This window comes from Staphylococcus sp. HMSC06C11 (assembly GCF_001808345.1).
GTDB lineage: Bacteria > Bacillota > Bacilli > Staphylococcales > Staphylococcaceae > Staphylococcus > Staphylococcus capitis.
This window is the reverse complement of the sequence record NZ_KV793030.1, coordinates 21108-47500: the sequence shown is the minus strand read 5'-3', so window position 1 is coordinate 47500 and position 26393 is coordinate 21108. Positions and strand designations below refer to the sequence as shown.

At 33.9% G+C, this 26393-nt stretch carries 31 protein-coding genes and 1 pseudogene; 30 read left to right on the top strand and 2 right to left on the bottom strand.

Going from position 1 to position 26393, the window contains the following annotated elements; all coding sequences use genetic code 11:
* Positions 1-30 precede the first annotated feature (30 nt).
* The 18 genes from rplR to rpsI all read left to right on the top strand — a co-directional run bounded on the left by rplR (position 31) and on the right by rpsI (position 11150).
* A complete protein-coding gene (gene rplR, locus HMPREF3154_RS00260) occupies positions 31-393 on the top strand; it encodes a 50S ribosomal protein L18 (RefSeq protein WP_002432656.1) in 363 nt (120 codons plus the stop codon).
* A gap of 20 nt (positions 394-413) precedes the next feature.
* Positions 414-914: a 30S ribosomal protein S5 gene (rpsE, locus tag HMPREF3154_RS00255; protein ID WP_002432477.1), complete on the top strand. Its 501-nt coding sequence runs from the start codon at positions 414-416 to the stop codon at positions 912-914.
* Between the two features lie 16 nt (positions 915-930).
* A complete protein-coding gene (rpmD, locus tag HMPREF3154_RS00250) occupies positions 931-1110 on the top strand; it encodes a 50S ribosomal protein L30 (protein WP_002432330.1) in 180 nt (59 codons plus the stop codon).
* A gap of 16 nt (positions 1111-1126) precedes the next feature.
* On the top strand, positions 1127-1567 hold the full coding sequence (rplO, locus tag HMPREF3154_RS00245; protein ID WP_001829796.1) for a 50S ribosomal protein L15: 441 nt from the start codon (positions 1127-1129) through the stop codon (positions 1565-1567).
* Positions 1567-2859 carry a preprotein translocase subunit SecY gene (secY, locus tag HMPREF3154_RS00240; RefSeq protein WP_002432720.1) on the top strand — a complete coding sequence of 431 codons (1293 nt, stop codon included), beginning with the start codon at positions 1567-1569 and terminating at the stop codon, positions 2857-2859. Before rplO ends, secY begins: the two co-directional genes overlap by 1 nt.
* Before the next feature lie 17 nt (positions 2860-2876).
* The gene (locus HMPREF3154_RS00235) at positions 2877-3524 is read left to right on the top strand and encodes an adenylate kinase (RefSeq protein WP_002432905.1); all 648 of its coding nucleotides are present in this window, start codon (positions 2877-2879) and stop codon (positions 3522-3524) included.
* A gap of 188 nt (positions 3525-3712) precedes the next feature.
* A complete protein-coding gene (gene infA, locus HMPREF3154_RS00230; RefSeq protein ID WP_001829792.1) occupies positions 3713-3931 on the top strand; it encodes a translation initiation factor IF-1 in 219 nt (72 codons plus the stop codon).
* Between the two features lie 31 nt (positions 3932-3962).
* The gene (gene rpmJ, locus HMPREF3154_RS00225; RefSeq protein ID WP_001829709.1) at positions 3963-4076 is read left to right on the top strand and encodes a 50S ribosomal protein L36; all 114 of its coding nucleotides are present in this window, start codon (positions 3963-3965) and stop codon (positions 4074-4076) included.
* A 22-nt stretch (positions 4077-4098) separates the two neighbouring features.
* On the top strand, positions 4099-4464 hold the full coding sequence (gene rpsM, locus HMPREF3154_RS00220) for a 30S ribosomal protein S13 (RefSeq protein ID WP_002432712.1): 366 nt from the start codon (positions 4099-4101) through the stop codon (positions 4462-4464).
* 22 nt (positions 4465-4486) lie between these two features.
* On the top strand, positions 4487-4876 hold the full coding sequence (gene rpsK, locus HMPREF3154_RS00215) for a 30S ribosomal protein S11 (RefSeq protein WP_000101625.1): 390 nt from the start codon (positions 4487-4489) through the stop codon (positions 4874-4876).
* Between the two features lie 76 nt (positions 4877-4952).
* Complete coding sequence (locus HMPREF3154_RS00210; RefSeq protein ID WP_002453783.1) at positions 4953-5897, top strand: DNA-directed RNA polymerase subunit alpha; 945 nt, start codon at positions 4953-4955, stop codon at positions 5895-5897.
* Between the two features lie 16 nt (positions 5898-5913).
* Positions 5914-6282 carry a 50S ribosomal protein L17 gene (gene rplQ, locus HMPREF3154_RS00205; protein ID WP_002432926.1) on the top strand — a complete coding sequence of 123 codons (369 nt, stop codon included), beginning with the start codon at positions 5914-5916 and terminating at the stop codon, positions 6280-6282.
* Between the two features lie 489 nt (positions 6283-6771).
* Positions 6772-7581, top strand: coding sequence for an energy-coupling factor transporter ATPase (locus HMPREF3154_RS00200; protein WP_023351309.1), 810 nt, complete (start codon positions 6772-6774; stop codon positions 7579-7581).
* A complete protein-coding gene (locus HMPREF3154_RS00195; RefSeq protein ID WP_002432586.1) occupies positions 7578-8438 on the top strand; it encodes an energy-coupling factor transporter ATPase in 861 nt (286 codons plus the stop codon). The genes HMPREF3154_RS00200 and HMPREF3154_RS00195 overlap by 4 nt, the downstream gene beginning before the upstream one ends.
* Complete coding sequence (locus HMPREF3154_RS00190; RefSeq protein WP_002432289.1) at positions 8428-9234, top strand: energy-coupling factor transporter transmembrane component T family protein; 807 nt, start codon at positions 8428-8430, stop codon at positions 9232-9234. Before HMPREF3154_RS00195 ends, HMPREF3154_RS00190 begins: the two co-directional genes overlap by 11 nt.
* Positions 9235-9237: 3 nt before the next feature.
* Entirely contained in the window at positions 9238-10041 is an 804-nt protein-coding gene (truA, locus tag HMPREF3154_RS00185) for a tRNA pseudouridine(38-40) synthase TruA (protein WP_002432901.1), read from the top strand.
* Positions 10042-10300: 259 nt separating this feature from the next.
* Positions 10301-10738, top strand: coding sequence for a 50S ribosomal protein L13 (gene rplM / locus HMPREF3154_RS00180; RefSeq protein ID WP_002432528.1), 438 nt, complete (start codon positions 10301-10303; stop codon positions 10736-10738).
* A gap of 19 nt (positions 10739-10757) precedes the next feature.
* The gene (gene rpsI, locus HMPREF3154_RS00175; protein ID WP_002443706.1) at positions 10758-11150 is read left to right on the top strand and encodes a 30S ribosomal protein S9; all 393 of its coding nucleotides are present in this window, start codon (positions 10758-10760) and stop codon (positions 11148-11150) included.
* Between the two features lie 217 nt (positions 11151-11367).
* Here rpsI and HMPREF3154_RS00170 read toward each other — a convergent pair whose 3' ends face one another.
* Positions 11368-12099 (bottom strand): NAD-dependent protein deacylase, encoded by a 732-nt coding sequence (locus HMPREF3154_RS00170; RefSeq protein ID WP_023351310.1) that lies wholly within the window; start codon positions 12097-12099, stop codon positions 11368-11370.
* A gap of 253 nt (positions 12100-12352) precedes the next feature.
* Here HMPREF3154_RS00170 and HMPREF3154_RS00165 point away from each other — a divergent pair, with 253 nt between their 5' ends.
* The 9 genes and pseudogenes from HMPREF3154_RS00165 (at position 12353) to HMPREF3154_RS00125 (ending at position 20806) form a co-directional block, all read left to right on the top strand.
* Positions 12353-13108, top strand: coding sequence for a DeoR/GlpR family DNA-binding transcription regulator (locus HMPREF3154_RS00165; protein ID WP_002432763.1), 756 nt, complete (start codon positions 12353-12355; stop codon positions 13106-13108).
* Positions 13109-13393: 285 nt separating this feature from the next.
* On the top strand, positions 13394-13822 hold the full coding sequence (lacA, locus tag HMPREF3154_RS00160; RefSeq protein ID WP_002432864.1) for a galactose-6-phosphate isomerase subunit LacA: 429 nt from the start codon (positions 13394-13396) through the stop codon (positions 13820-13822).
* A gap of 14 nt (positions 13823-13836) precedes the next feature.
* Positions 13837-14352, top strand: a complete 516-nt coding sequence (lacB, locus tag HMPREF3154_RS00155; RefSeq protein WP_002432294.1) for a galactose-6-phosphate isomerase subunit LacB — start codon at positions 13837-13839, stop codon at positions 14350-14352.
* 11 nt (positions 14353-14363) lie between these two features.
* Positions 14364-15296, top strand: a complete 933-nt coding sequence (locus HMPREF3154_RS00150) for a tagatose-6-phosphate kinase (protein ID WP_002432529.1) — start codon at positions 14364-14366, stop codon at positions 15294-15296.
* Positions 15297-15299: 3 nt separating this feature from the next.
* On the top strand, positions 15300-16280 hold the full coding sequence (gene lacD / locus HMPREF3154_RS00145) for a tagatose-bisphosphate aldolase (RefSeq protein ID WP_023351312.1): 981 nt from the start codon (positions 15300-15302) through the stop codon (positions 16278-16280).
* A 24-nt stretch (positions 16281-16304) separates the two neighbouring features.
* A complete protein-coding gene (lacF, locus tag HMPREF3154_RS00140; RefSeq protein WP_002432608.1) occupies positions 16305-16619 on the top strand; it encodes a PTS lactose transporter subunit IIA in 315 nt (104 codons plus the stop codon).
* A 5-nt stretch (positions 16620-16624) separates the two neighbouring features.
* Positions 16625-18370: pseudogene (locus HMPREF3154_RS00135) on the top strand (lactose-specific PTS transporter subunit EIIC).
* A gap of 15 nt (positions 18371-18385) precedes the next feature.
* The gene (gene lacG / locus HMPREF3154_RS00130; protein WP_002453772.1) at positions 18386-19798 is read left to right on the top strand and encodes a 6-phospho-beta-galactosidase; all 1413 of its coding nucleotides are present in this window, start codon (positions 18386-18388) and stop codon (positions 19796-19798) included.
* A 141-nt stretch (positions 19799-19939) separates the two neighbouring features.
* Complete coding sequence (locus HMPREF3154_RS00125; RefSeq protein WP_023351315.1) at positions 19940-20806, top strand: alpha/beta hydrolase; 867 nt, start codon at positions 19940-19942, stop codon at positions 20804-20806.
* A 192-nt stretch (positions 20807-20998) separates the two neighbouring features.
* On the opposite strand, the gene HMPREF3154_RS11585 is transcribed toward HMPREF3154_RS00125, so the two are convergent.
* Positions 20999-22183, bottom strand: coding sequence for an LLM class flavin-dependent oxidoreductase (locus HMPREF3154_RS11585; protein ID WP_023351316.1), 1185 nt, complete (start codon positions 22181-22183; stop codon positions 20999-21001).
* A gap of 147 nt (positions 22184-22330) precedes the next feature.
* On the opposite strand from HMPREF3154_RS11585, the gene HMPREF3154_RS00115 reads away from it, so the two are divergent.
* From HMPREF3154_RS00115 to HMPREF3154_RS00105, 3 genes are all read left to right on the top strand, one after another.
* Entirely contained in the window at positions 22331-23335 is a 1005-nt protein-coding gene (locus tag HMPREF3154_RS00115; RefSeq protein WP_023351318.1) for an NADP-dependent oxidoreductase, read from the top strand.
* 87 nt (positions 23336-23422) lie between these two features.
* Positions 23423-24436, top strand: a complete 1014-nt coding sequence (locus HMPREF3154_RS00110) for a zinc-binding alcohol dehydrogenase family protein (protein ID WP_023351319.1) — start codon at positions 23423-23425, stop codon at positions 24434-24436.
* A gap of 211 nt (positions 24437-24647) precedes the next feature.
* Entirely contained in the window at positions 24648-26222 is a 1575-nt protein-coding gene (locus tag HMPREF3154_RS00105) for a BCCT family transporter (protein ID WP_070474210.1), read from the top strand.
* Positions 26223-26393: the final 171 nt, after the last annotated feature.

The window sequence follows — 26393 nt, the reverse complement described above, 5'->3', positions numbered from 1 at the left end:
AGATAACACTCTAAAGAAAGGAGTATTGAAATGATCAGTAAAATTGATAAAAATAAAGTACGTTTGAAAAGACATGCTCGTGTTCGTACTAAATTATCAGGTACAGCTGAAAAGCCACGTTTAAATGTGTATCGTTCAAACAAACACATCTACGCTCAAATTATTGATGATGTTAAAGGCGAAACTTTAGCTCAAGCTTCATCACAAGATAAAGACATTGCAAACGAATCTGCGTCTAAAGTTGATTTATCAACTAAAGTAGGTCAAACAATTGCTAAAAAAGCAAACGATAAAGGTATTAAAGAAATCGTATTCGACCGTGGAGGTTATTTATACCACGGACGTGTTAAAGCATTAGCAGATGCTGCTAGAGAAAGCGGATTAGAATTTTAATTTAAAGGAGGGACACATTCATGGCTCGTAGAGAAGAAGAAACTAAAGAATTTGAAGAACGCGTTGTTACGATAAACCGTGTTGCTAAAGTAGTAAAAGGTGGTCGTCGTTTCCGTTTCACTGCATTAGTAGTTGTAGGTGATAAAAATGGTCGTGTAGGTTTCGGTACTGGTAAAGCTCAAGAGGTACCTGAAGCTATCAAAAAAGCTGTAGAATCAGCTAAAAAAGATTTAGTAGTTGTTCCACGTGTTGAAGGTACAACTCCTCACACTATTACTGGTCGCTATGGTTCAGGTAGCGTATTAATGAAACCAGCTGCACCTGGTACTGGGGTAATCGCTGGTGGACCTGTTCGTGCGGTATTAGAGTTAGCTGGAATCACTGATATCTTAAGTAAATCATTAGGATCAAATACTCCAATTAACATGGTTCGTGCGACAATCAATGGTTTACAAAACTTAAAAAATGCAGAAGATGTTGCTAAATTACGTGGCAAATCTGTAGAAGAATTATACAATTAAGGAGGGAAAATAAGTTATGGCTAAATTACAAATTACCCTCACTCGTAGTGTTATTGGTCGTCCTGAAACACAACGTAAAACTGTTGAAGCATTAGGTCTTAAAAAAACTAATAGTTCAGTAGTTGTTGAAGATAACCCTGCTATCCGTGGGCAAATCAACAAAGTTAAACATTTATTAACAATTGAAGAAAAATAATTAAGGAGGTGCCGAAATGAAATTACATGAGTTAAAAGCAGCTGAAGGATCACGTCGTGTACGTAACCGTGTAGGTCGTGGTGCTGCAACTGGTAACGGTAAAACTAGTGGCCGTGGTCAAAAAGGTCAAAAAGCACGTTCAGGTGGTAAAGTAAGACCAGGATTTGAAGGTGGACAATTACCTCTATTCCGTCGTTTACCTAAACGTGGTTTCACTAACATTAACCGTAAAGAATATGCTATTGTTAACTTAGACCAACTTAATAAATTTGAAGATGGTACTGAAGTAACTCCAGCTTTATTGGTAGAATCTGGTGTAGTTAAGAATGAAAAATCTGGTATTAAAGTACTAGGTAATGGTTCACTTGATAAGAAATTAACAGTGAAAGCTCATAAATTCTCAGCTTCAGCAGCAGAAGCTATTGATGCTAAAGGTGGAGCACACGAGGTGATCTAATGTTTCAAACGCTTGTGCGTTTCTTTACAACTAAAGAAGTGCGTAACAAGATTTTCTTCACTCTAGCAATGTTAGTAATTTTTAAAATAGGAACGTATATTCCTGCTCCAGGTGTAAATCCTGAAGCATTTAACCATCCGCAGGGTTCTCAAGGTGCCACTGAGTTATTAAATACTTTTGGTGGCGGTGCCTTGAAACGTTTCTCTATCTTTGCGATGGGTATCATGCCCTATATCACCGCATCCATTGTAATGCAATTATTGCAAATGGATATTGTGCCTAAGTTCTCTGAATGGGCTAAGCAAGGTGAAATGGGTCGAAGAAAAATTAATAATGTAACACGTTATTTCGCTATTATTCTAGCTTTTATCCAATCAATAGGCATGGCTTTCCAATTTAACAATTATCTTGGTGGCAAATTGATTATGGATAAATCAATTATGAGTTATTTATTGATTGCAGTTGTTTTAACAGCAGGAACAGCTTTCTTAATTTGGCTTGGTGACCAAATCACTCAGTTTGGTGTTGGTAATGGTATTTCTCTTATCATCTTTGCTGGGATTTTATCTACATTGCCATCTAGTATAGAACAATTTGGCCAATCTTTATTTGTTGGTCAAGATGATACTTCACTAGCATGGTTAAAAATTGCTGGCTTAATCGTAGCATTAATCTTACTAACGGTTGGTGCTATATTTGTACTTGAAGCTAAGCGTAAAATTCCAATTCAATATGCAAAGAAACAATCTACTCAACGATTAGGTACACAAGCAACTTATCTACCTTTAAAAGTTAACTCAGCCGGGGTTATTCCAGTAATCTTTGCGATGGCGTTTTTCTTATTACCAAGAACGTTGACTTTATTCTTCCCTAAAGCTGAATGGGCACAGAATATTGCGGACACTGCCAATCCATCAAGTAATATTGGAATGATCGTTTATATTGTATTAATTATTGCTTTTGCATATTTTTATGCATTTGTTCAAGTTAATCCTGAAAAGATGGCTGATAACCTTAAAAAGCAAGGTAGTTATGTCCCAGGTATAAGACCTGGTGAACAAACCAAAAAATATATTACTAAAGTTCTTTACAGACTGACATTTGTAGGTTCTATATTCTTAGCAGTTATAGCTATTTTACCTATAGTAGCAACTAAATTTATGGGCTTACCACAATCAATTCAAATTGGTGGTACGAGCTTATTAATTGTTATCGGGGTAGCTATTGAAACTATGAAGACATTAGAAGCTCAAGTGACTCAAAAAGAGTACAAAGGCTTTGGTGGTAGATAATTTGTAGGAGGGCACTTATGAATATCATTTTAATGGGTTTACCTGGCGCAGGTAAAGGAACTCAAGCGAGTGAAATTGTTAAGAAATTCCCAATACCACATATTTCTACTGGTGACATGTTCAGAAAAGCGATTAAAGATGAAACTGATTTAGGTAAAGAAGCTAAATCATATATGGATCGTGGAGAATTAGTTCCTGATGAAGTTACTGTAGGTATCGTTAAAGAAAGAATTTCTGAAGACGATGCAAAAAAAGGATTCTTACTAGATGGATTCCCTCGAACTATCGAACAAGCTGAGGCATTAAATAGTATTATGTCTGAGCTTGATAGAGAAATTGATGCAGTTATCAATATCGAAGTTCCTGAGGAAGAACTTATGAATCGTCTTACAGGTCGTCGTATTTGTGAGAAATGTGGTACAACTTATCATCTTGTATTTAATCCTCCAAAAGTTGACGGTATTTGCGATATCGATGGTGGAAAGTTATATCAACGAGAAGATGACAATCCAGAAACAGTATCAAATCGTTTGAGCGTTAATGTAAAACAATCTAAACCTATTTTAGAGTATTACAATGAAAAAGGTGTCTTGAAAAACATTGATGGTTCAAAAGATATTGAAGAAGTAACCAACGATGTCATTGATATCTTAGATCATTTATAATAGATCAACACTATACGGTCTATTGCTTAGTGAATATTTGAGTAAAATTTAATAAAATGAGTGACAAATAACGATTTTTAATTCCCGTATTTTTGTTAAACTTATATTAATTAGTCACGAATAGATTCGTATCGTTAAGTTGTCTATTGACGATTACCTTACTATTGCAAAAAGGGGGAAGTTAATCAATGGCTAAACAAGATGTAATTGAATTAGAAGGTACTGTATTAGATACTTTACCAAATGCAATGTTTAAAGTAGAATTAGAAAATGGTCATGAGATTTTAGCGCACGTAAGTGGTAAAATCAGAATGAATTACATTCGTATTCTACCTGGCGACAAAGTAACTGTTGAGATGTCTCCGTATGATTTATCACGCGGTAGAATTACTTATCGTTATAAATAATCGTCACTCCATAATATAGGGAGGTATAAAAATGAAAGTAAGACCATCAGTAAAACCAATTTGCGAAAAATGCAAAGTCATTAAACGTAAAGGTAAAGTAATGGTAATTTGTGATAATCCTAAGCACAAACAAAGACAAGGTTAATAAAAGAGAGGTGTAAATTAATATGGCACGTATTGCAGGAGTGGATATCCCACGTGAAAAACGCATTGTTATCTCATTAACATACGTTTATGGTATCGGTACTTCAACTGCTAACAAAATTGTTGAAGAAGCTAACGTATCAGCAGATACTCGCGTTAAAGATTTAACTGATGACGAATTAGGTCGTATCCGTGAAGTTGTAGATAGCTACAAAGTAGAAGGTGACTTACGTCGTGAACAAAACTTAAACATCAAACGTTTAATGGAAATTTCATCATACCGTGGAATTCGTCACCGTCGTGGCTTACCAGTTCGTGGTCAAAAAACTAAAAACAACGCACGTACTCGTAAAGGCCCAGTTAAAACAGTAGCTAATAAGAAAAAATAATAGGTAAAGGAGGCAAAAAATAATGGCACGTAAACAAGTATCTCGTAAACGTAGAGTGAAAAAGAATATTGAAAACGGTGTAGCTCATATCCGTTCAACATTCAATAATACTATCGTAACTATCACTGATGAATTCGGTAATGCATTATCTTGGTCATCAGCTGGTGCATTAGGATTCAAAGGATCAAAAAAATCAACACCATTCGCAGCACAAATGGCTTCAGAAACAGCTTCTAAATCAGCTATGGAGCATGGTTTAAAAACTGTTGAAGTAACAGTTAAAGGACCTGGCCCTGGCCGTGAATCAGCTATCCGTGCATTACAATCTGCAGGATTAGAAGTAACTGCAATTAGAGACGTTACTCCAGTACCTCACAACGGTTGTCGTCCACCAAAACGTCGTCGCGTCTAATTTATGATTGTATTGTTACAGGTCACTGAGCAAACAGTTTAAATCTAGTCGACGTATTTAAGGAGGATATTTGTAAATGATAGAAATTGAAAAACCTAGAATTGAGACAATTGAAATTAGTGAAGATGCTAAATTCGGTAAGTTCGTTGTTGAACCACTTGAGCGTGGCTACGGTACTACACTAGGAAACTCCTTACGTCGTATCCTACTATCTTCATTACCAGGTGCAGCCGTTAAGTACATCGAAATTGAAGGAGTTTTACACGAATTTTCAGCAGTAGACAATGTTGTAGAAGATGTTTCAACAATTATTATGAACATTAAAAAATTAGCATTAAAAATTTACTCTGAAGAAGACAAAACTCTTGAAATCGATGTTAAAGATGAAGGCGAAGTAACTGCAAGTGACATTACTCACGACAGCGATGTTGAGATTTTAAATCCAGAACTTAAAATCGCAACAGTGTCTAAAGGTGGACATCTTAAAGTGCGTCTTGTTGCTAATAAGGGTAGAGGTTACGCATTAGCTGAACAGAATAATACTAGTGATTTACCAATTGGTGTAATTCCTGTTGATTCACTATATTCACCTGTAGAACGTGTTAACTACACTGTAGAAAATACACGCGTAGGTCAAAGTAGTGATTTTGATAAATTAACTTTAGATGTTTGGACTAACGGTTCAATCACTCCACAAGAGTCAGTATCATTAGCAGCTAAAATAATGACTGAACACTTGAATATCTTTGTAGGTCTAACTGATGAAGCTCAAAATGCTGAAATCATGATTGAAAAAGAAGAAGATCAAAAAGAAAAAGTACTTGAAATGTCTATCGAAGAATTAGACTTATCAGTACGTTCATATAACTGCTTAAAACGCGCAGGAATCAATTCTGTACAAGAGTTAGCTGATAAATCTGAAGCTGACATGATGAAAGTGCGTAATTTAGGTCGTAAATCTCTAGAAGAAGTTAAATATAAATTAGAAGATTTAGGATTAGGATTAAGAAAAGAAGATTGATAAAGGAGGTTAACTCATGGGTTACAGAAAATTAGGTCGTACTTCTGATCAACGTAAAGCAATGTTACGTGACTTAGCGACATCTCTTATCGTAAGTGAACGTATCGAAACTACAGAAGCTCGTGCTAAAGAAGTTCGCAGTGTTGTAGAGAAATTAATCACTTTAGGTAAAAAAGGAGATTTAGCTTCTCGTCGTAATGCAGCTAAAACTTTACGTAATGTTGAAATCTTAAATGAAGATGAATCAACACAAACTGCTCTTCAAAAATTATTCGGTGAAATCGCTGAACGTTATAATGAACGTCAAGGTGGTTACACTCGTATCCTTAAAGTAGGCCCACGTCGCGGTGACGGTGCTGAATCAGTAATTATCGAATTAGTATAATTTAAATAGGGTAGGATAATTTACAATTAGATTTCATTATCCTTACCCTTACCTTAATAAATACACTTACTACTTATATATAAAGCAAATGAGTGCAACGATAATGTTTGCCACATACAAATATTGTCTAGCTCAGAGTACCCCATCTAACTAAATATTTTCTATAAGCGTGAACTCAACAATTTGATGGGGTGCGCGCTTTTTTATTTGAATTGGACTAAAAATTCAGTTTTAACCTCTATTTCGTTGTCCAATTTTAGTAAATAAGACTGATATTATATAGAGGTTATAGTCATTCGACTTAATATCAGTCACTTATTTTTTTATTTAAGCTGAGACATTTTTAATGCTATATGTCCCAGCTTTTTATTTTTATCTAATACCTATTTAGTTCGATGTAAATAACTCATATGTGATATACAGATAAATTGAATTATTGTAAAATATTTAAAGTAATATTCAATATTCGAGTTTAAGGAGTTGTTTAATGTGAAAAGTCTTGATAATATCATTGAATTTAATAATGTATCATTTCAGTATCAAAGTGATGCGGCTTTTACATTAAATAACGTTAGTTTTACAATTCCTTCTGGAAAATGGACTTCAATTGTTGGACACAATGGGTCAGGTAAATCAACTATTGCTAAATTAATAGTCGGAATTGAGAAAGCTAATGAAGGACATATACTATTTAAAAATAAAAAAATTGATATTAATAGTATTCAAGAAGTTAGAAATCACATAGGTATTGTATTTCAAAATCCTGATAATCAATTTGTTGGTTCTACAGTAAAGTTTGATGTGGCATTTGGCCTTGAAAATCATGCCGTACCTCATGATGAGATGCAAAAGATTGTCGATCGTTCCTTATCGGAAGTAGATATGTTAGATAAAGCTGATTATGAACCACATTCGCTCTCAGGAGGGCAGAAGCAACGCGTTGCTATAGCTGGAGTTCTAGCACTAAACCCGTCTGTTATAATTTTAGATGAGGCGACGACAATGCTTGATCCTAATGCAAAGGCATCACTTTTAAAACTCGTTCATGAAGTTAAAGAGGATAATGACGTTACGATTATTTCAATCACGCATGATTTAGATGAAGTTATTGAAGCAGATAATGTTATCGTGATGAATAATGGAACGGTATTCAAACAGGGGTCCCCTCAAGAAATATTTAAATATACAGATGAACTTACTGCTATAGGTTTGGATTTACCTTTCTCTATGAAAATAAATCAACGATTAGGTTTCGATTCGTCATTTGTTACTTACGAAGGGTTGGTCAAAAAGTTATGACTATACAGATGAATAATGTCAGCTACACTTATCAAAAAGGAACGCCATATGAGTATAATGCAATAGAAGATGTCAATTTAACATTTGAACAAGGTAATTATTACGCTATAGTCGGTCAAACAGGTAGTGGCAAATCTACTTTAATTCAGCATATTAATGCACTTTTAAAACCAACAAAAGGGTCTATTACATTTGATGAAATAGAAATATCTCATAAAACTAAAGATAAATACTTAAGACCTATTCGTAAAAAGGTAGGAATGGTCTTCCAATTTCCTGAATCTCAATTATTTGAAGATAGTGTAGAAAAAGAAATAGAGTTTGGCCCTAAAAATTTTAAATTGGACTTAGAAAAGGTAAAGGAAAAGTCTTATCAATTATTATTAGATTTAGGTTTTTCTAGAGATATTATGTCTCTTTCTCCTTTTCAAATGTCTGGCGGGCAAATGAGAAAAATAGCAATCGTATCTATATTATCTATGAATCCTGAAGTTATTATTTTAGATGAGCCGACAGCAGGTTTAGATCCACAAAGTAAAAAACAAATCATGTCTTTAATTAAACGCATACAAATAGAAGAAAACAAGACAATCATTCTTGTTTCACATGACATGAATGATGTCGCACGTTATGCTGACGAGGTCATAGTCCTAAATAAAGGGCGAGTGGTAGAAACTAAAGAGCCGAGAGCGTTATTTAGGTTTACAAGCCAATTAGAAGATTGGCATATTACTTTGCCCAACATAGTAAAATTACAAAAAGACTTTGAATATAAGTATAATACTACTTTACCTAAATTAGCGTTAAACGAAGAAGAATTTGCGAGTTTATATAGGGAGTGGCAGAATGAAAAATAAATTAATCATTGGACGTTATCTCCCAAATCATTCGATTGTACATCATCTTGATCCTAGAGCAAAACTTATCTTTGTTTTTATGTTTATAGTCTATATTTTCTTTTGCCATTCGTTTGGAACTTACGCATGGATATTTTTACTTATAATTGGTTTTATGAAATTATCTAAAATACCATTCGGGTTTTTAATGAAAGGTCTCACGCCTATATTTTTCTTTTTAATATTTACTTTTTTTATGCATATTTTCTTTACCAATGGGGGTAAGATACTTTTTCATTGGGGAATCCTTACAATAGAGTCCGATGGTGTTCTTGAAGGTATCTATATCTCTCTAAGACTTATATTTATTGTTATGATTGCGACAATAATGACATTATCTACTAGCCCTATAGATTTGACTGATGCATTTGAAAGATTATTATCACCTCTAAAGCTAGTTAAGGTGCCAGTGCATCAATTAAGCATGATGATGTCCATTGCATTAAGATTTATTCCTACGTTAATGGATGAATTAGAAAAAATTATCTTAGCTCAGAAATCAAGAGGTTCCGAAATAAGTTCAGGTAGCATAGTAACTAGAATAAAAGCATTCATCCCTTTAATGATTCCGTTATTTATTTCTGCTTTCCAAAGAGCCGAAGAATTAGCAATAGCGATGGAAGTTAGAGGATATGATATGAATGTTAAACGTACGAGTTATAGGTTATTACATTGGCGTCTAAGAGATACATTTGCTTTATTAACATTAATACCAATTGCAATTATCCTATATATTATTAAGTTCTCAGGAGTGTAGACATTGCGAATTTTAGTAGAAATAGCATACCAGGGTAATCAATTTTTAGGATTTCAAATCCAACAACAAGGAAGAACTGTACAGCAACAATTTGAAAAGATTTTAAAACGTATGCATAAACGGCATGTACGAATTCATCCTACCAGTCGTACAGATAGAGGGGTGCATGCGTATCAACAATTTTTCCATTTTGATACTGAGTTAAATATAGATAATCAACAATGGCAATATGCGATGAATCGTTTTTTACCTGATGATATTTACGTCAAAAACGTTCAAACAGTAGAAGAAAACTTTCATTGTAGATATGATTGTGTCGGCAAGAGATATCGCTATAAAGTTTATCAAGGTGAACATCGTAATCCCTTTAAAAGTGGTCTCGAAACATTTATAAATAGTGATTTAGATTTATCAAAAATGAATGAAGCTGCGCATCATTTTATTGGTACACATGACTTTACGGGGTTTTGTTCTCAGAAAACGGAAGTGGAAAGTAAAGTAAGAACGTTATACCAAAGTGAAGTGGTTCAAACTGAGACAGGTTTTGATTATGTGGTTACTGGTTCTGGATTTCTTTATAACATGGTTCGTGTTCTTGTAGCATTTTTAATAGAGGTGGGAAAAGGGAAGCGACAACCCGACGAAGTTCCGCAACTACTTGAAGAAAAAAATAGAAACAATGTGCCTTTTACTGCTCCGGCAGAAGGACTATACTTAGAAAAGATTTATTTGTCGCCAGAATCTTTAACAGAAGAGTTTGGAAATGATATTAAAATACATCTTAAAAAATCATTGGAAAATGACTGAATGTCATTGACAAAAGCATTGTGAAATTATAAGATTATTAACGGTATTGTTTTATATCACCCCACGATAAGCCCCGGAAACTTATTGTGTTACTAGATATATAAGCAAAGTAGAACAACAGTTAATAAAATAAATGAAATCTTACGCTTTTAAATCGTAACAAATATTAAAATTGTGCGTTTTCTGATCATAGGTTCGAATGTGATCAATTAACAAAACAATTAAGAATGAAGCATTTATTTTTAGGAGGACAATTATTATGCGTCAAACATTTATGGCAAATGAATCAAACATTGAGCGCAAATGGTATGTTATTGATGCTGAAGGCCAAACATTAGGTCGTTTATCATCTGAAGTAGCTGCTATCTTACGCGGTAAAAATAAAGTAACTTATACACCACACGTTGATACTGGTGACTATGTAATCATCATCAACGCTTCAAAAATCGAATTCACTGGTAATAAAGAACAAGATAAAATGTACCACCGTCATTCAAATCACCCAGGTGGTTTAAAATCAATCACAGCTGGTGAATTAAGAAGAACAAACCCAGAACGTTTATTAGAAACTTCTATCAAAGGTATGTTACCAAGTTCACGCTTAGGTGAAAAACAAGGTAAAAAATTATTTGTATATGGTGGCGCTGAACATCCACACGCTGCACAACAACCAGAAAACTACGAGTTACGTGGTTAATTAGAAGGAGGAAATTACATTGGCACAAGTTGAATATAAAGGTACAGGCCGTCGTAAAAACTCAGTAGCACGTGTACGTTTAGTACCAGGTGAAGGTAACATTACAGTTAATAACCGTGACGTACGTGACTACTTACCATTCGAATCATTAATTTTAGACTTAAACCAACCATTCGATGTTACTGAAACTAAAGGTAACTATGACGTTTTAGTAAACGTTCACGGTGGTGGTTTCACTGGACAAGCTCAAGCTATCCGTCACGGAATCGCTCGTGCTTTATTAGAAGCTGACCCTGAATACAGAGGTTCTTTAAAACGCGCTGGATTACTTACTCGTGACCCACGTATGAAAGAACGTAAAAAACCAGGTCTTAAAAAAGCTCGTCGTTCTCCTCAATTCTCAAAACGTTAATTTTGGCGAACGTACAAAAACACTTCCCATTATTTGGGAAGTGTTTTTTTATTTTCAATTATCATTAGTTATAGAAATAAGTAATTAGAATCCGAGTGTTGTCGTTTATAACTTTTTATTTTATATATTCATTTTTAAGCGAGCTTTTCTATATTTTTAGTTACTAATTATTAAATTAAAAAGGTAGCATGATTGTTTCACGCTACTTGTATACGGTCTATTTTTTCATGATCTTTTCGACGACTTCTGTCATATCATCATGTATGACTAAGTCAGCACTTTGATCATATGGCGTGCGATCCCTATTGATTATTATTAAATTGTCACCTTTAAATTCTGAAACAAAGCCGGCTGCTGGTTGTACTACGAGTGAAGACCCTAGAACAACTAGCGTGTCAGCTTTTTGTAATTTTTCTAAAGCTCTAAATACTGTGTTTTGATTTAACATTTCTCCGTATAATACAATATCTGGTCTTATAATCTGCCCACATTTTTCACAATATCTTATGTGATTTTCCATCACTTGAGATTTTGAGTATTCATTGTAGCATTTGATACAGTAAAAGCGATTTAAAGTGCCGTGTAACTCATCGACATGACGACTTCCTGCATCTGAATGCAAGCCATCAATATTTTGAGTAATAACACCTAAAGATTTGTGTTCACGTTCTAAAGCAGCAATCCACTGATGTACAATATTTGGCTTTTTATCAGCTATTAATAATCTTTTATGATAAAAATCAATAAAACTCTCTTTATCATCATTTAAATGATCTACGCTTAGTAAATACTCAGGAGATTGACCATCCTTTGAAATCTCATCAAATAGACCTCCCATCGAGCGGAAATCTGGAATACCACTTGCTACTGAAACACCCGCGCCTGTAAAAAACACAATGTTATTGGATCTTTCTAAAATACTTTTTAATAGTTGAATTTCCTTTTCCATTGAATCACCTCAGTTTTTGATTTATTTATAATTAATGGAAATCTGTAATTCTTATCTCAAATAACAGCAGGGATATTATTATAGATTCCATGTTATGATTTTTTAGTAGCAACAACTTCACATAAAATATTACTTTATCATTTTAAAGTATTTAAAGTATGTTATAAAATTATATTAAGACATAAGAAAAGTAATTTAAAGTTTAAACAAATTAAGATTGTAAATGATGTAATCGTAGGAAGTGGATATAGATATGAATAAATATGATAGACTCGACGAAATTACAAAACTCATCAACAAAAGAGGAACGGTTAGAACAAATGAAATTGTAGAAGGTCTTAATGTATCAGATATGACTGTTCGACGTGATTTAGCAGAGTTAGAAGAGAAAGGCGTTCTCACTAAGATACATGGTGGAGCTCGTAGTAATTCTGCATTTCAATATAAAGAAATGTCTCACCAAGAAAAACATACGCACTACATTGAGGAGAAACGCTATATCGCCAAAAAAGCAGTAGAGCTTATAGAAAATGGTGACACAATATTCTTAGGGCCAGGTACTACTGTGCAAAAATTGGCAGAAGAAATTCACCACCATTCACTTACTGTTATCACCAATTGTTTACCAGTTTTTAAAATTCTCATGAATAAACAGAGCTTACATTTTAGAGTGTATCTGCTAGGTGGAGAAATGAGAGATTTAACTGAAGCTTTCGTAGGAGAAATGACGAATCAATTATTGAATAACTTGAGATTTAGTAAGATGTTTTTTAGTAGTAATGGAGTTAAAGATGGTGTAGCGATGACATCTTCAATAGATGAAGCTTACACCCAACAACTTGCTTTAAAACATTCAATAGAGAAATATTTACTTATTGATTCTTCAAAAATTGGAAAAGATGATTTTTCATCTTTCTGTGAATTAAAAGAGTTAAATGCGGTATTAATGGATAATAATAATTCGGAAAAGACAGAACAAGTTGAAAAATATGTTGAGGTCATTGACTAAAATATAGAATTTAATATCTATTAATTAATTATCCTTTATAGAGCGGTAAATGATTCATTCTTTGAGAATGAGATTTCATTTCCGCTCTTTTTTGTTGATTTACAAAGCCAGTATAAACACTAAGTTCACTAAATGTTTGAAAACAAACATTAAATAAACAAAGTTCAAACAATATATGTTGAATTATTGTTGTATAGTGTTTATGATTTAAACATAGGTAATTGAAAGCGCTTTTCTTAATTGATATGTGTTTGCTTTCAAAATCATTTTAAAAGGAGACTTAAAATGACAATTATTATTGGTTCTGATGTAGATGGTAAACGTCTTAAAGATTTAATTAAAGTTTATTTGAAAGAGAACGATTTCGAAGTATTAGATGTAACAGAGGGTAAAGATTTAGATTTTGTAGATTCAACAGTATCTGTTGCACGTGAAGTTCAAAAGTCTGACGACAATTTGGGTATTGCCATCGACGCTTATGGTGCAGGTAGTTTTATAGTTGCTACAAAAATTAAAGGGATGATTGCAGCTGAAGTTTCAGATGAACGTTCAGCATATATGACTAGAGGTCATAATAATTCAAAAATGATTACTCTAGGTTCAGAAATTGTTGGGGATACATTAGCTAAGAATGTAGTTAAAGGTTTCGTTAATGGACACTACGATGGTGGGCGTCACCAAATTCGCGTAGATATGCTCAATAAAATGTGCTAATAGGAGGAGAATAAATGAAAATTGCTTTAGGTTGTGACCATATTGTCACTGATACAAAAATGGAAGTATCTCAGTTTTTAAAGTCAAAAGGACACGAAGTTATTGATGTTGGAACATATGACTTCACCCGTACGCATTATCCTATTTTCGGTAAAAAAGTAGGAGAAGAAGTTGTAAACGGTAATGCTGACTTAGGTGTATGTATTTGCGGTACTGGTGTTGGTATTAATAATGCGGTTAACAAAGTTGCTGGCGTTCGTTCTGCACTTGTACGTGATATGACTTCAGCTTTATATGCGAAAGAGGAATTAAATGCAAATGTTATTGGTTTTGGTGGTAAAATCATCGGCGAACTTTTAATGTGCGACATTATTGAAGCATTTATCAATGCTGAGTATAAACCAACAGAAGAAAATAAAAAATTAATTGCAAAAATTAATCATCTTGAAAGTCATAATGCTAAACAAGAAGATCCACATTTCTTTGATGAATTTTTAGAAAAGTGGGATAAAGGCGAATATCACGATTAAGGAAGTACAACATGATTTTAACTTTAACATTAAATCCTTCGGTAGATATCTCTTATCCATTGGATGAATTACATATTGATACAGTTAATAGAATTCAAAACGTTAGTAAGACAGCTGGTGGAAAGGGACTCAATGTAACTAGGGTGTTATCACAACTCAATGAACAAGTTGTTGCCACTGGCTTTTTGGGTGGTAAAATAGGCGATTTTATAGCAGAAAAGTTGAATCACAATCAAGTGAAACATTCATTTTTCAAAATTAAAGGTGAAACTAGGAATTGTATTGCTATATTGCATAATGGCAACCAAACAGAGATTTTGGAGCAAGGACCAACAATAACTGTGGATGAATCAACCGGGTTTTTGAAGCATTTAAAAGATCTAATACCAAAAGCTAAATCGGTTGTTATTTCTGGGAGCTTACCAAAAGGTGTAGATTCAAATTATTATTCAAAAATAATTGATATATGTAATGAAAATGATAAACCAGTCGTGCTGGATTGTGCTGGAGAAACATTAAAGGAAGCGTTACAAAATAATCACAAACCGACAGTGATAAAGCCAAATATTGAAGAATTATCACAATTGATTTCTACGGAACTTAATGAATCAACTGAAGAGCTGAAAAAAGCTTTAAATCATCAATTATTTAAAGGTATTGAGTGGATTATTGTTTCTTTAGGTGCGAATGGTGCGTTTGCTAAACATAATAATCAATTTTATAAAGTAAACATTCCTTCGATTAAAGTACTTAATCCAGTGGGTTCTGGAGATTCAACAGTTGCAGGAATAGCTTCAGCAATTGTTCATCATGAAAGTGATGAGAATCTACTTAAGAAGGCGAACACTTTAGGAATGTTAAATGCTCAAGAGGCACAAACAGGTTATGTAAATATGTCTAATTATTCTCAGCTCTTTGACCAAATTGAAATTATAGAGGTGTAAAACATGGTAAAAACAACTCAAAAAACGGCATCAATTGAACATCTAAGTAATGATAAAGGTGTCATCTCAGCTTTAGCTTTTGACCAACGTGGTGCGTTAAAACGTATGATGGCAAAACATCAATCAGATGAACCTACAATTGAGCAAATTGAACAATTAAAAGTTTTAGTATCAGAAGAGTTAACGCAATACGCGTCATCTATTCTTTTAGACCCTGAATATGGTTTACCTGCATCAGAAGCTCGTAATAAAGAGTGTGGTTTATTACTTGCCTATGAAAAAACAGGATATGACGTTAACGCAAAAGGTCGATTACCTGACTGTTTAGTAGAATGGTCAGCTAAACGACTTAAAGAGCAAGGTGCAAATGCCGTTAAATTCTTGCTTTATTATGACGTCGACGATGCAGAAGAAATTAATATTCAGAAGAAAGCTTACATTGAACGAATTGGATCTGAATGTGTAGCTGAAGATATTCCATTTTTCTTAGAAGTTCTCACTTATGACGATAATATTCCAGATAATAGTAGTCTAGAATTTGCGAAAGTGAAACCAAGAAAAGTAAATGAAGCGATGAAACTATTCTCAGAAGATCGCTTTAATGTTGATGTCTTAAAAGTAGAAGTACCAGTAAATATGAAATATGTTGAAGGATTCACTGATGGAGAAGTAGCTTATTCTAAAGAAGAAGCAGCACAATATTTTAAAGACCAAGACGCTTCAACAAAATTACCATATATTTACTTAAGTGCAGGCGTTTCTGCTGAACTTTTCCAAGAGACTTTAAAATTTGCACATGACGCAGGAGCTCAATTCAATGGAGTACTTTGTGGTAGAGCTACTTGGGCAGGCGCAGTTCAAGTATATATCGAAAAAGGTGAAGAAGCGGCTAGACAATGGCTTCGTACTACAGGATTCAAAAACATTGACGAGTTGAATAAAGTTTTAGAAACGACTGCAACATCATGGAAAGAGAGAGTTTAATTCTCGAAAGGGGACAGACACATCATGAATAGAGAAGAAGTACAATTATTAGGTTTTGAAATTGTTGCTTACGCTGGAGATGCACGGTCTAAGTTTTTAGAGGCATTAACAGCCGCACAAGAGGGAGAGTATGATAAAGCCGAATCTTTAATAGAAGAGGGTAATCAGTGCATTGCTGATGCACATCGTGCTCAAACTAGTTTATTACAAAAAGAAGCTCAAGGAGACGACATTGCTTATAGTGTAACGATGATGCATGGTCAAGATCATTTAATGACTACTATTTTATTAAAAGATCTAATGAAGCATTTAATCGAATTATATAAAAGAAAGAGTTGACCTTTATGAATAAGTTAATAGCATGGATAGAAAAAGGAAAGCCGTTCTTTGAAAAAATATCTCGTAATATTTATTTAAGAGCGATTCGTGATGGATTTATTGCAGCAATTCCTATTATCTTGTTCTCAAGTATATTTATTTTAGTCACTTATGTACCGAATGTATTTGGATTTACTTGGAGTAAAACAATGGAAGGTATATTAATGAAACCCTATAACTTTACGATGGGAATTGTTGGTTTCATTGTAGCAGGGACAACAGCCAAATCACTGACTGATTCATTTAATCGACGATTGGAAAGCACGAATCAAATTAACTTTATTTCAACAATGATGGCTGCAATGTGTGGTTTCTTGTTCTTAGCAGCCGATCCTGTAAAAGATGGAGGGTTTTTAAGTGCTTTCATGGGAACAAAAGGCTTATTAACAGCCTTCTTATCAGCGTTTATAACTGTTAATGTTTATAGTTTCTTTATCAAACATAATATTACAATAAAAATGCCTAAAGAAGTGCCACCTAATATATCACAAGTTTTCAAAGATATATTCCCATTATCAGCAGTAATCATTATTCTTTATGCGTTAGATTTAATTGCTAGAGCCTTTATTCATACCAATGTAGCTAACGCAGTATTAAAAATCTTTGAACCATTATTTACAGCAGCTGATGGTTGGGTCGGAGTGACAATTATCTTTGGTGCATTCGCTTTCTTCTGGTTTGTAGGTATTCATGGATCATCAATCGTTGAACCAGCCATTGCAGCAATTACTTACGCTAACCTTGAAGCGAACTTACATTTAATTCAAGCAGGCGAACATGCTGATAAAGTCATTACACCTGGTACTCAAATGTTTGTTGTAACTATGGGAGGTACTGGTGCAACATTAGTCGTACCTTTCATGTTTATGTGGCTAACTAAGTCTAAACGTAATAAAGCAATTGGACGTGCCTCAGTAGTTCCTACTTTCTTTGGTGTAAATGAACCTATCTTGTTTGGTGCGCCTTTAGTATTAAATCCAGTGTTCTTTATTCCATTTATTTTAGCGCCAATTGTCAATGTATGAATATTTAAATTTTTTGTTGATGTTCTGAATATGAATAGTTTTAGCATCTTCTTACCTTGGACTACTCCAGGTCCTCTAGGTATCGTGATGGGTACTGGTTTTGCGTTTTGGTCATTTGTATTAGCCATTGTCTTAATCGTAGTAGATGTCATTATTTATTATCCATTCGTTAAGGTTTATGATGAGCAGATTTTGGAAGAAGAGTTAGGTAATAAAGAAGTTAATAATGAATTAAAAGAAAAAGTTTCAGCTAACTTTGATACTAAAAAAGCTGATGCTATTTTAGCAACTGCCGGAGCGAATGAAGCTTCGCAAAGTCATGATTCACAACCAGAAGTGATTCAAGATCATTCTGACAGCAATATTACTGAACAAACAAATGTCTTAGTATTATGCGCAGGAGGAGGTACAAGTGGTTTATTAGCTAATGCTTTGAATAAAGCAGCAGATGAATACGGTGTACCTGTTACAGCAGCGGCTGGTGGTTATGGTGCACATATGGATATTATGAAAGAATATCAATTAATTATATTAGCACCACAAGTAGCCTCAAATTATGAAGATATTAAACAAGACACTGACAAATTAGGTATAAAATTAGCTAAAACACAAGGCGCTGAATACATTAAGTTAACTAGAGATGGTCAAGCAGCACTCGAATTTGTAAAACAACAATTTAAAAATTAGATAGGAGTTTTATTCATGACTAAGAAATTACCTGAAGATTTTATTTTTGGTGGAGCAACAGCAGCTTATCAAGCAGAAGGAGCAACTCAAACTGATGGTAAGGGGCGTGTCGCTTGGGATACATATCTTGAGGAAAATTATTGGTATACAGCAGAACCAGCAAGTGATTTCTATAATAAATATCCAATCGATTTAGAATTAAGTGAGAAATTCGGAGTTAACGGTATAAGAATTTCAATTGCATGGTCAAGAATTTTTCCTAAAGGCTATGGAGAAGTAAACCCTAAAGGGGTAGAGTACTATCATAAGCTATTTAAAGAATGTCATAAACGTCATGTTGAACCATTCGTTACTTTACACCATTTTGATACACCGGAAGTACTTCATAAAGATGGAGATTTCTTAAATCGTAAAACCATTGATTATTTCGTAGATTATGCAGAATTTTGCTTTAAAGAATTCCCAGAAGTTAATTTCTGGACTACTTTCAATGAAATAGGGCCAATCGGTGATGGTCAATATTTAGTAGGTAAATTCCCTCCAGGTATTAAATATGACTTTGAAAAGGTTTTTCAATCTCATCACAATATGATGGTTGCGCATGCTCGCGCTGTTAAATTATTTAAAGATGGGCAATATTCAGGTGAAATAGGGGTAGTTCATGCCTTACCTACAAAATATCCATTTGACTCTTCTAATCCGGAAGATGTTAAAGCAGCAGAACTTGAGGATATTATTCATAATAAATTTATTTTAGATGCCACATACTTAGGTAAGTATTCTCGTGAAACAATGGAAGGCGTTCAACACATCTTATCTGTTAATGGTGGTAAGCTAAATATCCCTGACGAAGATTACCAAATTTTAGATGCTGCTAAAGATTTAAATGACTTCTTAGGTATCAATTATTACATGAGTGATTGGATGAGAGGTTATGAAGGTGAATCTGAGATTACGCACAATGCGACTGGAGATAAAGGTGGTTCTAAATACCAACTTAAAGGTGTCGGTCAAAGAGAATTTGATGTAGATGTACCTAGAACAGATTGGGATTGGATGATTTATCCTCAAGGATTATACGATCAAATTATGAGGGTTGTGAAAGATTATCCAAATTATCATAAAATCTATGTTACTGAAAATGGTTTAGGATACAAAGATGAATTTGATGAAAAAGAGAAAACTGTACATGACGATGCCCGTATTGATTATGTTAAGAAACATTTAAACGTGATTGCTGATGCAATTGCAGATGGTGCTAATGTGAAAGGATACTTCTTATGGTCATTGATGGACGTATTCTCATGGTCAAATGGTTATGAAAAACGTTACGGTCTTTTCTACGTCGATTTTGATACACAAGAAAGATATCCTAAGAAAAGTGCTTATTGGTACAAAGAATTAGCTAAAACAAAAGAAATCAAATAATTTCCTTTTAAAAATTTATCATTTAAATACAGCTTGTATGTTCCAAAGACTCATTACATTTGATGTAGTGAGTCTTTAAATATGAGCAAATACCTCTCTAATCGTATATAATATATAAAATAAACAAAATGAGGTAAGATGATGAAATCAAAATCTTCTGCGATGGTCTTTATACTTATTATTATTGTTACTTTGATATTATTTACTGTACTTTGTAGCCGTCAATCGGGCAAACATATTCCGTCTTCTGTTACTCAACATCAACATAAACTTGTGGCCACTCTATTTATGCAAGGATATGGAGGAAGCGAAAAATCAGAAAGTTTCATGGTTAATCAAGCAGTTAAAAAGGGCGTTACAAAGGATGTGATGATAGCAAAAGTATCTCGCAATGGTAATGTGACCTTTATTGGTTCTATAGATAAAAATGTAAAAAATCCAATTATAAAAATCGAATTTGAAAATAATCGCAATGGTGATTTTAATGAAAATGCACGATGGATTAAAAATGTCTTGTCTCAATTAAAATCCCAATATAATATCAATAAATTTAATTTTGTAGCACACTCAATGGGGAATATGTCATTTGCTTATTATATGAATAACTATGGAAATGATAAATATTTGCCACACCTTCAAAAAGAAGTAAATATTGCAGGTACTTATAATGGCGTACTAAATCTTAATGAAAAGATAAATGAAATAAACCTAGATCGAAATGGTAAGCCAAATAAAATGAACGATGATTTCAAAAAGTTATTATCTTTAAAAGAAGTTTATAAAGATAAAAACATTGATGTACTCAATATTTATGGAGATATTCAAGATGGCACACATTCAGATGGTCGTGTATCTAATAGTTCATCAAAATCTTTGAAATATTTACTAGGAAATAGTCCAAAATCTTACACGGAAAATAAATTCACCGGTAAAACAGCTCAACATAGCCAATTACACGAAAATAAAAATATCGCAAACGACATCATTCAATTTCTATGGAGCAAATAATTCATATAGTTGAAGCGCACTCATGCATTTGGCTCCTCACAATTTTAATGCATCAGTGCGTCTCTCTATTAAAAACATATCATCTAAAACACCAACATGTTGAATCAACAGCCCACACTCCATACAGTTATCTAGTCCCACTCTATTCAACGAATAAAATGATTCAATATCATGCCTAATAATGCAAACACATTAAATATCTAATTCTCGTGCCAATAATTCAATTAACTCAAAACGCGCATCTTCTCCATAAACATTTGGCAATATCATTAACTCATCTACTCCAAACAAACTTTTAATATCCTTTAACTGACGTGATACCTCGCGAGGCGAGCCATAAATAATTCTACGCTTATTCTGTTCAAGTTTCTCTTTCTCGCGCTCGCTATAAACTCGATTCTTAGCGGTTTCAATAGATGGGTAAAACTGAGGTTGATCTAAATAATTAATACGTAACAACCAAAGTTGTAATGCGCTTAAAAGCTCTTCAACTTCAACCTCATTATCACCCGTTACTACAAATGTAGCTAATATCACATAAGGTTCCACACCACCAGAAAGTTCTTCAAAAGCTTCATGCACATGGCCTCTAGAATCTTCCTCAGAAGCTTCATGCACATGTTCGCCAGAATAATCCCTAACACCTCTATGTGAATCCCCAGCAAAATCTTCCTCTAAACTTCCATGAGATGTCCTACCAAAAGCACGATTATCGCCATCGCCAGACGATTTCCAATATCTTCCATGCCAACGTGCAAACTCATTTTTGTAGACATTTATAACTTCTTCAATAGCACTTGACGATTGTCCCATTTTAGCAATAACAAATGGCAAACCGCGTCTGCCAGCTAACTTTGCACTTCGTTCACTCATACCTAAAATATACATTTCAGGCTTGGTCGGGATTAACGGGGTAGCTAATAACGTCTTGAAGCGGTGCGCTTTATCAATGTCATCATTAAAGTATTTATTCAAATCATCTAACTGTGTATCAAAATCTAGTTTTCTTTCTTTATTCTCATTTAATGCAGCGTTCACGTTGTTGAAACTTGGAGAGCGTCCTATGGCCATATCTACACGATGAGGATGGCGTGCTTCCATCATCTTAAATTGTTCAGCTACTTTATACGGGCTGTAGTGTGGCAACATGACACCACCACTTCCAATCTTGATATTACTCGTCTGTTCCAATAATGTCATCATGACCATTTCAGGGGCGCTTGATGCCACAGAACGAACTTGATGATGCTCAGCCACCCAATATCTCACATAACCTAATTGTTCAGCTCGTTGTGCTAACTCTACACTATGCTGAAATGCTTCGTGTGCACTTCTACCTTCAAATATCGGTACATAATCTAATATGCTTAATTTCATTTTAGGAAAATTAAACCTCCCATACGTTACGATTCAACCAATTTCTCAACGCTTGCTCTTATTATACAAGTGATTTTCTATGATTGCGATGACCTTGTTCGAGGTATGATATTTACAGAATTAATATTCAAAAAAGGGTGATATCATATGAAAAATGAACAAATCGTATTTAACAAAGTTCCAGATGGAATGCCACAAGATGATACATTCAAATATGAAGAAACTGATGTACAAGAACCTAAAAATAATGAAGTTCAATTAGAAACATTATATATTTCAGTGGATCCATATATGAGAGGCCGTATGACGAATGCAGATTCCTATGTCCAGCCTTTTAAAAAAGGAGAGCCATTTAATGGACATATCGTAGCTAAAGTTATTCAATCAAATGCTAAAGATTATAATGAAGGTGACATTGTCGTGGGCATGCTTCCGTGGAAGAAAATAAACACTGTATCAACAGAGCATATCGATAAAGTACCTTCAACAGATGTGCCACTTGACTTATATTTAAGCGTACTAGGAATGCCAGGGCAAACTGCTTATCATGGCCTTTTAGACATTGGACAGCCTAAAGAAGGTGAAACCGTAGTTGTTTCAGCAGCTTCAGGTGCAGTAGGTTCAGTTGTCGGCCAAATTGCTAAAATTAAAGGATGTAGAGTTGTAGGTATCGCAGGAGGAGATAAGAAAGTAAATTATCTTACTAAAGAATTAAATTTTGATGCAGGTGTAGATTATAAGAAAGATGATTTCGCCCAAACATTAGCAGATGCTGTTCCAGATGGCATCGATGTCTATTATGAAAATGTAGGCGGTGAAATAGGTGATGAAGTATTTAAACACCTAAACACACATGCACGTATTCCTGTTTGCGGTGCTATTTCTTCTTATAACCATCCTGAAGAAGATATTGGTCCACGTATTCAAGGGACACTCATTAAGAAACAAGCGATGATGAGAGGTTTCTTAGTTGCCGAATTTGCTGATGACTTTAAAAATGCAAGCGAACAACTCGCTAAATGGGTACAAGAGGGTAAGATTAAGACTCAAGTATCTATAGAAGAAGGTTTCGATAAAGTACCTCAAGCATTTAGAAATTTACTCACTGGTGATAATTTTGGTAAACAAGTAATTAAAGTCTCTGAACTTTAGTATCTTCATTTTCAAAAAAATGTTCAAATGAGTGAATTGAATTAAATGCTATAATTAATTTAATAAAATCAACATAGAGGTGGAATCATGAAAGCAATAGGATTTAATGCACCGTTCAATCTAGAAGATGGTAATCAATTTCAAGAAATTGAATTTAATATTCCAAATCCAACTAGGAATCAGTTATTAATAAAGGTTCAAAGTATAAGTGTCAATCCGGTTGATACGAAACAACGCATCTTACCAGTTAACCATGCACCACGTATATTAGGATTTGATGCGGCAGGTATTGTCGAACAAGTTGGAGAAGATGTCACAATGTTTGAGCCAGGAGACTATGTGTTTTATTCAGGTTCTCCAAATCAGCATGGCTCTAATGAAGAATATCAGTTAATTGAGGAAGAATTAGTAGCGAAAGCACCATCTAATCTTAAGCCTGAACAAGCGGCAAGTTTACCTCTCACTGGTCTCACAGCATCTGAAACATTATTTGATGTGTTTCAAATATCTCATGACCCTGAAAAGAACAAAGGTAAATCTCTTCTTATCATTAACGGGGCCGGTGGCGTAGGTAGTATTGCTACACAAATTGCTAAAGCACATGGCTTAAAGGTTATTACCACTGCATCTCGTGAGGAAACGATTGAATGGACGAAGTCTATGGGTGCTGATATTGTAATCAATCATAAAGAAGATTTAAAGACACAACTTGAGCATCACGATATTAATGAAGTAGATTACATTTTCTGCACATTTGATACAGATTTATATTATGAGAAAATGATTGAACTTATTAAACCATTAGGTCATATCGCAACGATTGTTGCATTTAAAGAAAAGCAAGACTTAAATCTACTCAAACCAAATAGTGTTAACTTTACTCATGAATTTATGTTCGCCAGACCAGTCAATCGCACGAATGACATGATTAAACATCATGAGTATTTGAAAGATATTTCTGAAAGGGTTGAACGAGGCCAATATCACCATACAACTACGAAGGTGATTAATGGATTAACCACCGAGACACTTTACCAAGCTCATCAAATTTTAGAATCAAATACGATGATAGGTAAATTAGTTATTAATGTGGAAAAATAATTACCATAAATAATTATCGACATATTTCTTAGAGAGAATAGCAGTAAGATGATTTTAATTACGAATCATCTTACTGCTAATTTTATATTCAATTTTGTCGCCATCATCACTATAAAATTAAAAAGTTATATATTTTAAAAATACAAAGTATAAATGATTGATATTACTTGGGACGGGTAATAAACATAGGAAAGAGGTGATTGTTTTATTTATGAAATCAACAAATACAAGTAAAATCAGCATTGTATTTTGGGTAGCATTAGCAATTTGTACAGCATTTGTTATTTATGGTGCGATTCTACCTAAACAACTTGAACAAGTTACGCAAACTGTAACTTCATTTATAGCAGTTCATTTTTCATGGTATTATCTTTTACTTATCCTACTCATACTTATAGTAAGTGTTTATTTATTATTCTCTAGATATGCATCAATTACATTAGGTAAAGAAGGAGAAGATCCTGAATTCTCACTTCCTTCATGGTTCGCTATGTTATTTAGTGCAGGTATGGGTATCGGATTAGTATTCTGGACCACTGCGGAGCCTATAAGTCACGCGTTTACTTTAACTCCAATACATAAAGCTGGAACGCAGTCAGCCATTAATGACGCCATGCAATTTTCTTTCTTCCATTGGGGTATACATGCCTGGGCAGTTTACGGCATTGTAGCGCTCGTCTTTGCGTATTTTAGTTTCCATAAGGGATATCCCGGTCTTGTAAGTGCAACATTAACGCCCATTTTCGGTGAAAAAGCTATGCGAGGTCCGATAGGTGGTGCGATAGATGTATTAGCAGTCATAGCGACTGTAACAGGTGTTGCAGCAACATTAGGATTTGGAGCATTACAAATTAATGAAGGTCTTAACTTCTTGTTTAAAGTGCCAAATAACTTTGGAACACAAGTTATCCTTATTATCGTTGCTACTATATTATTTACTTGGTCAGCATGGTCAGGTATTGATAAAGGTATTAAAACTTTAAGTAACATCAATATGGGGTTAGCATTTCTAGTTTTAGTCGGATTATTCATTGTTGGACCGACACTTTATATTTTGAACACATTTACGAATGGTTTAGGGAATTACATAGCCAATTTCTTTAAAATGAGTTTGAGAATTCCATCAGGTGGAGAGAAATTTAAATGGTTACAACAATGGACAATTTTCTATTGGGCATGGTGGATTTCATGGGCGCCATTTGTTGGAATCTTTATCGCACGTGTCTCAAGAGGTAGAACAATCAAAGAATTTATTTTAGGCGTACTATTTGTTCCAGCACTAGTATGTTTCTTATTCTTTGCAGTCTTCGGTGCTTCAGCAATTTATTTACAAGATCATCATATAGCTAATATTGCTAAAGCAGCTACAGAGACAGCTACATTTGCAACGTTAGAACAATATCCGCTTGGATTTATATTAAGTATTATTACTCTAGTAGTGATTATGATTTTCTTTGTGACTTCAGCCGACTCCGCTACCTATGTACTGGGCATGTTAAGTGCTCGTGGAGATATAAATCCTGCTTCATTTGTAAAGGTAAGCTGGGGTATTATCATGGCACTATTTGCAATAATTATGATTTACACTGGTGGCACACAAGCAATACAAAACTTACTTATCATAGCTGCATTACCATTTTCACTCGTAATCATAGTTATGATTTGGTCGCTCTTTAAGTCGCTTAGTGATGAAAAGCCACGTCCTAGCAATAAGGTATTAGTTAAGGATAAGAATTCTGACATTCTAGAATACCGTAGTTCTAAAAACGAAAAAAATTTAACATAATAATAAAAATATACGTTTTTCATCTAATTAGAATGGGAATAATGTATTATAAGTAGTGCTTCTTTAAATATTTTTAAAAATAGAATAAAAAATTGTTTTATTTATGTTTCAAAAAAATATTTATAGGGTACTCATTTAAAATGTAAACAAATTCAACAATGACATAAGGAG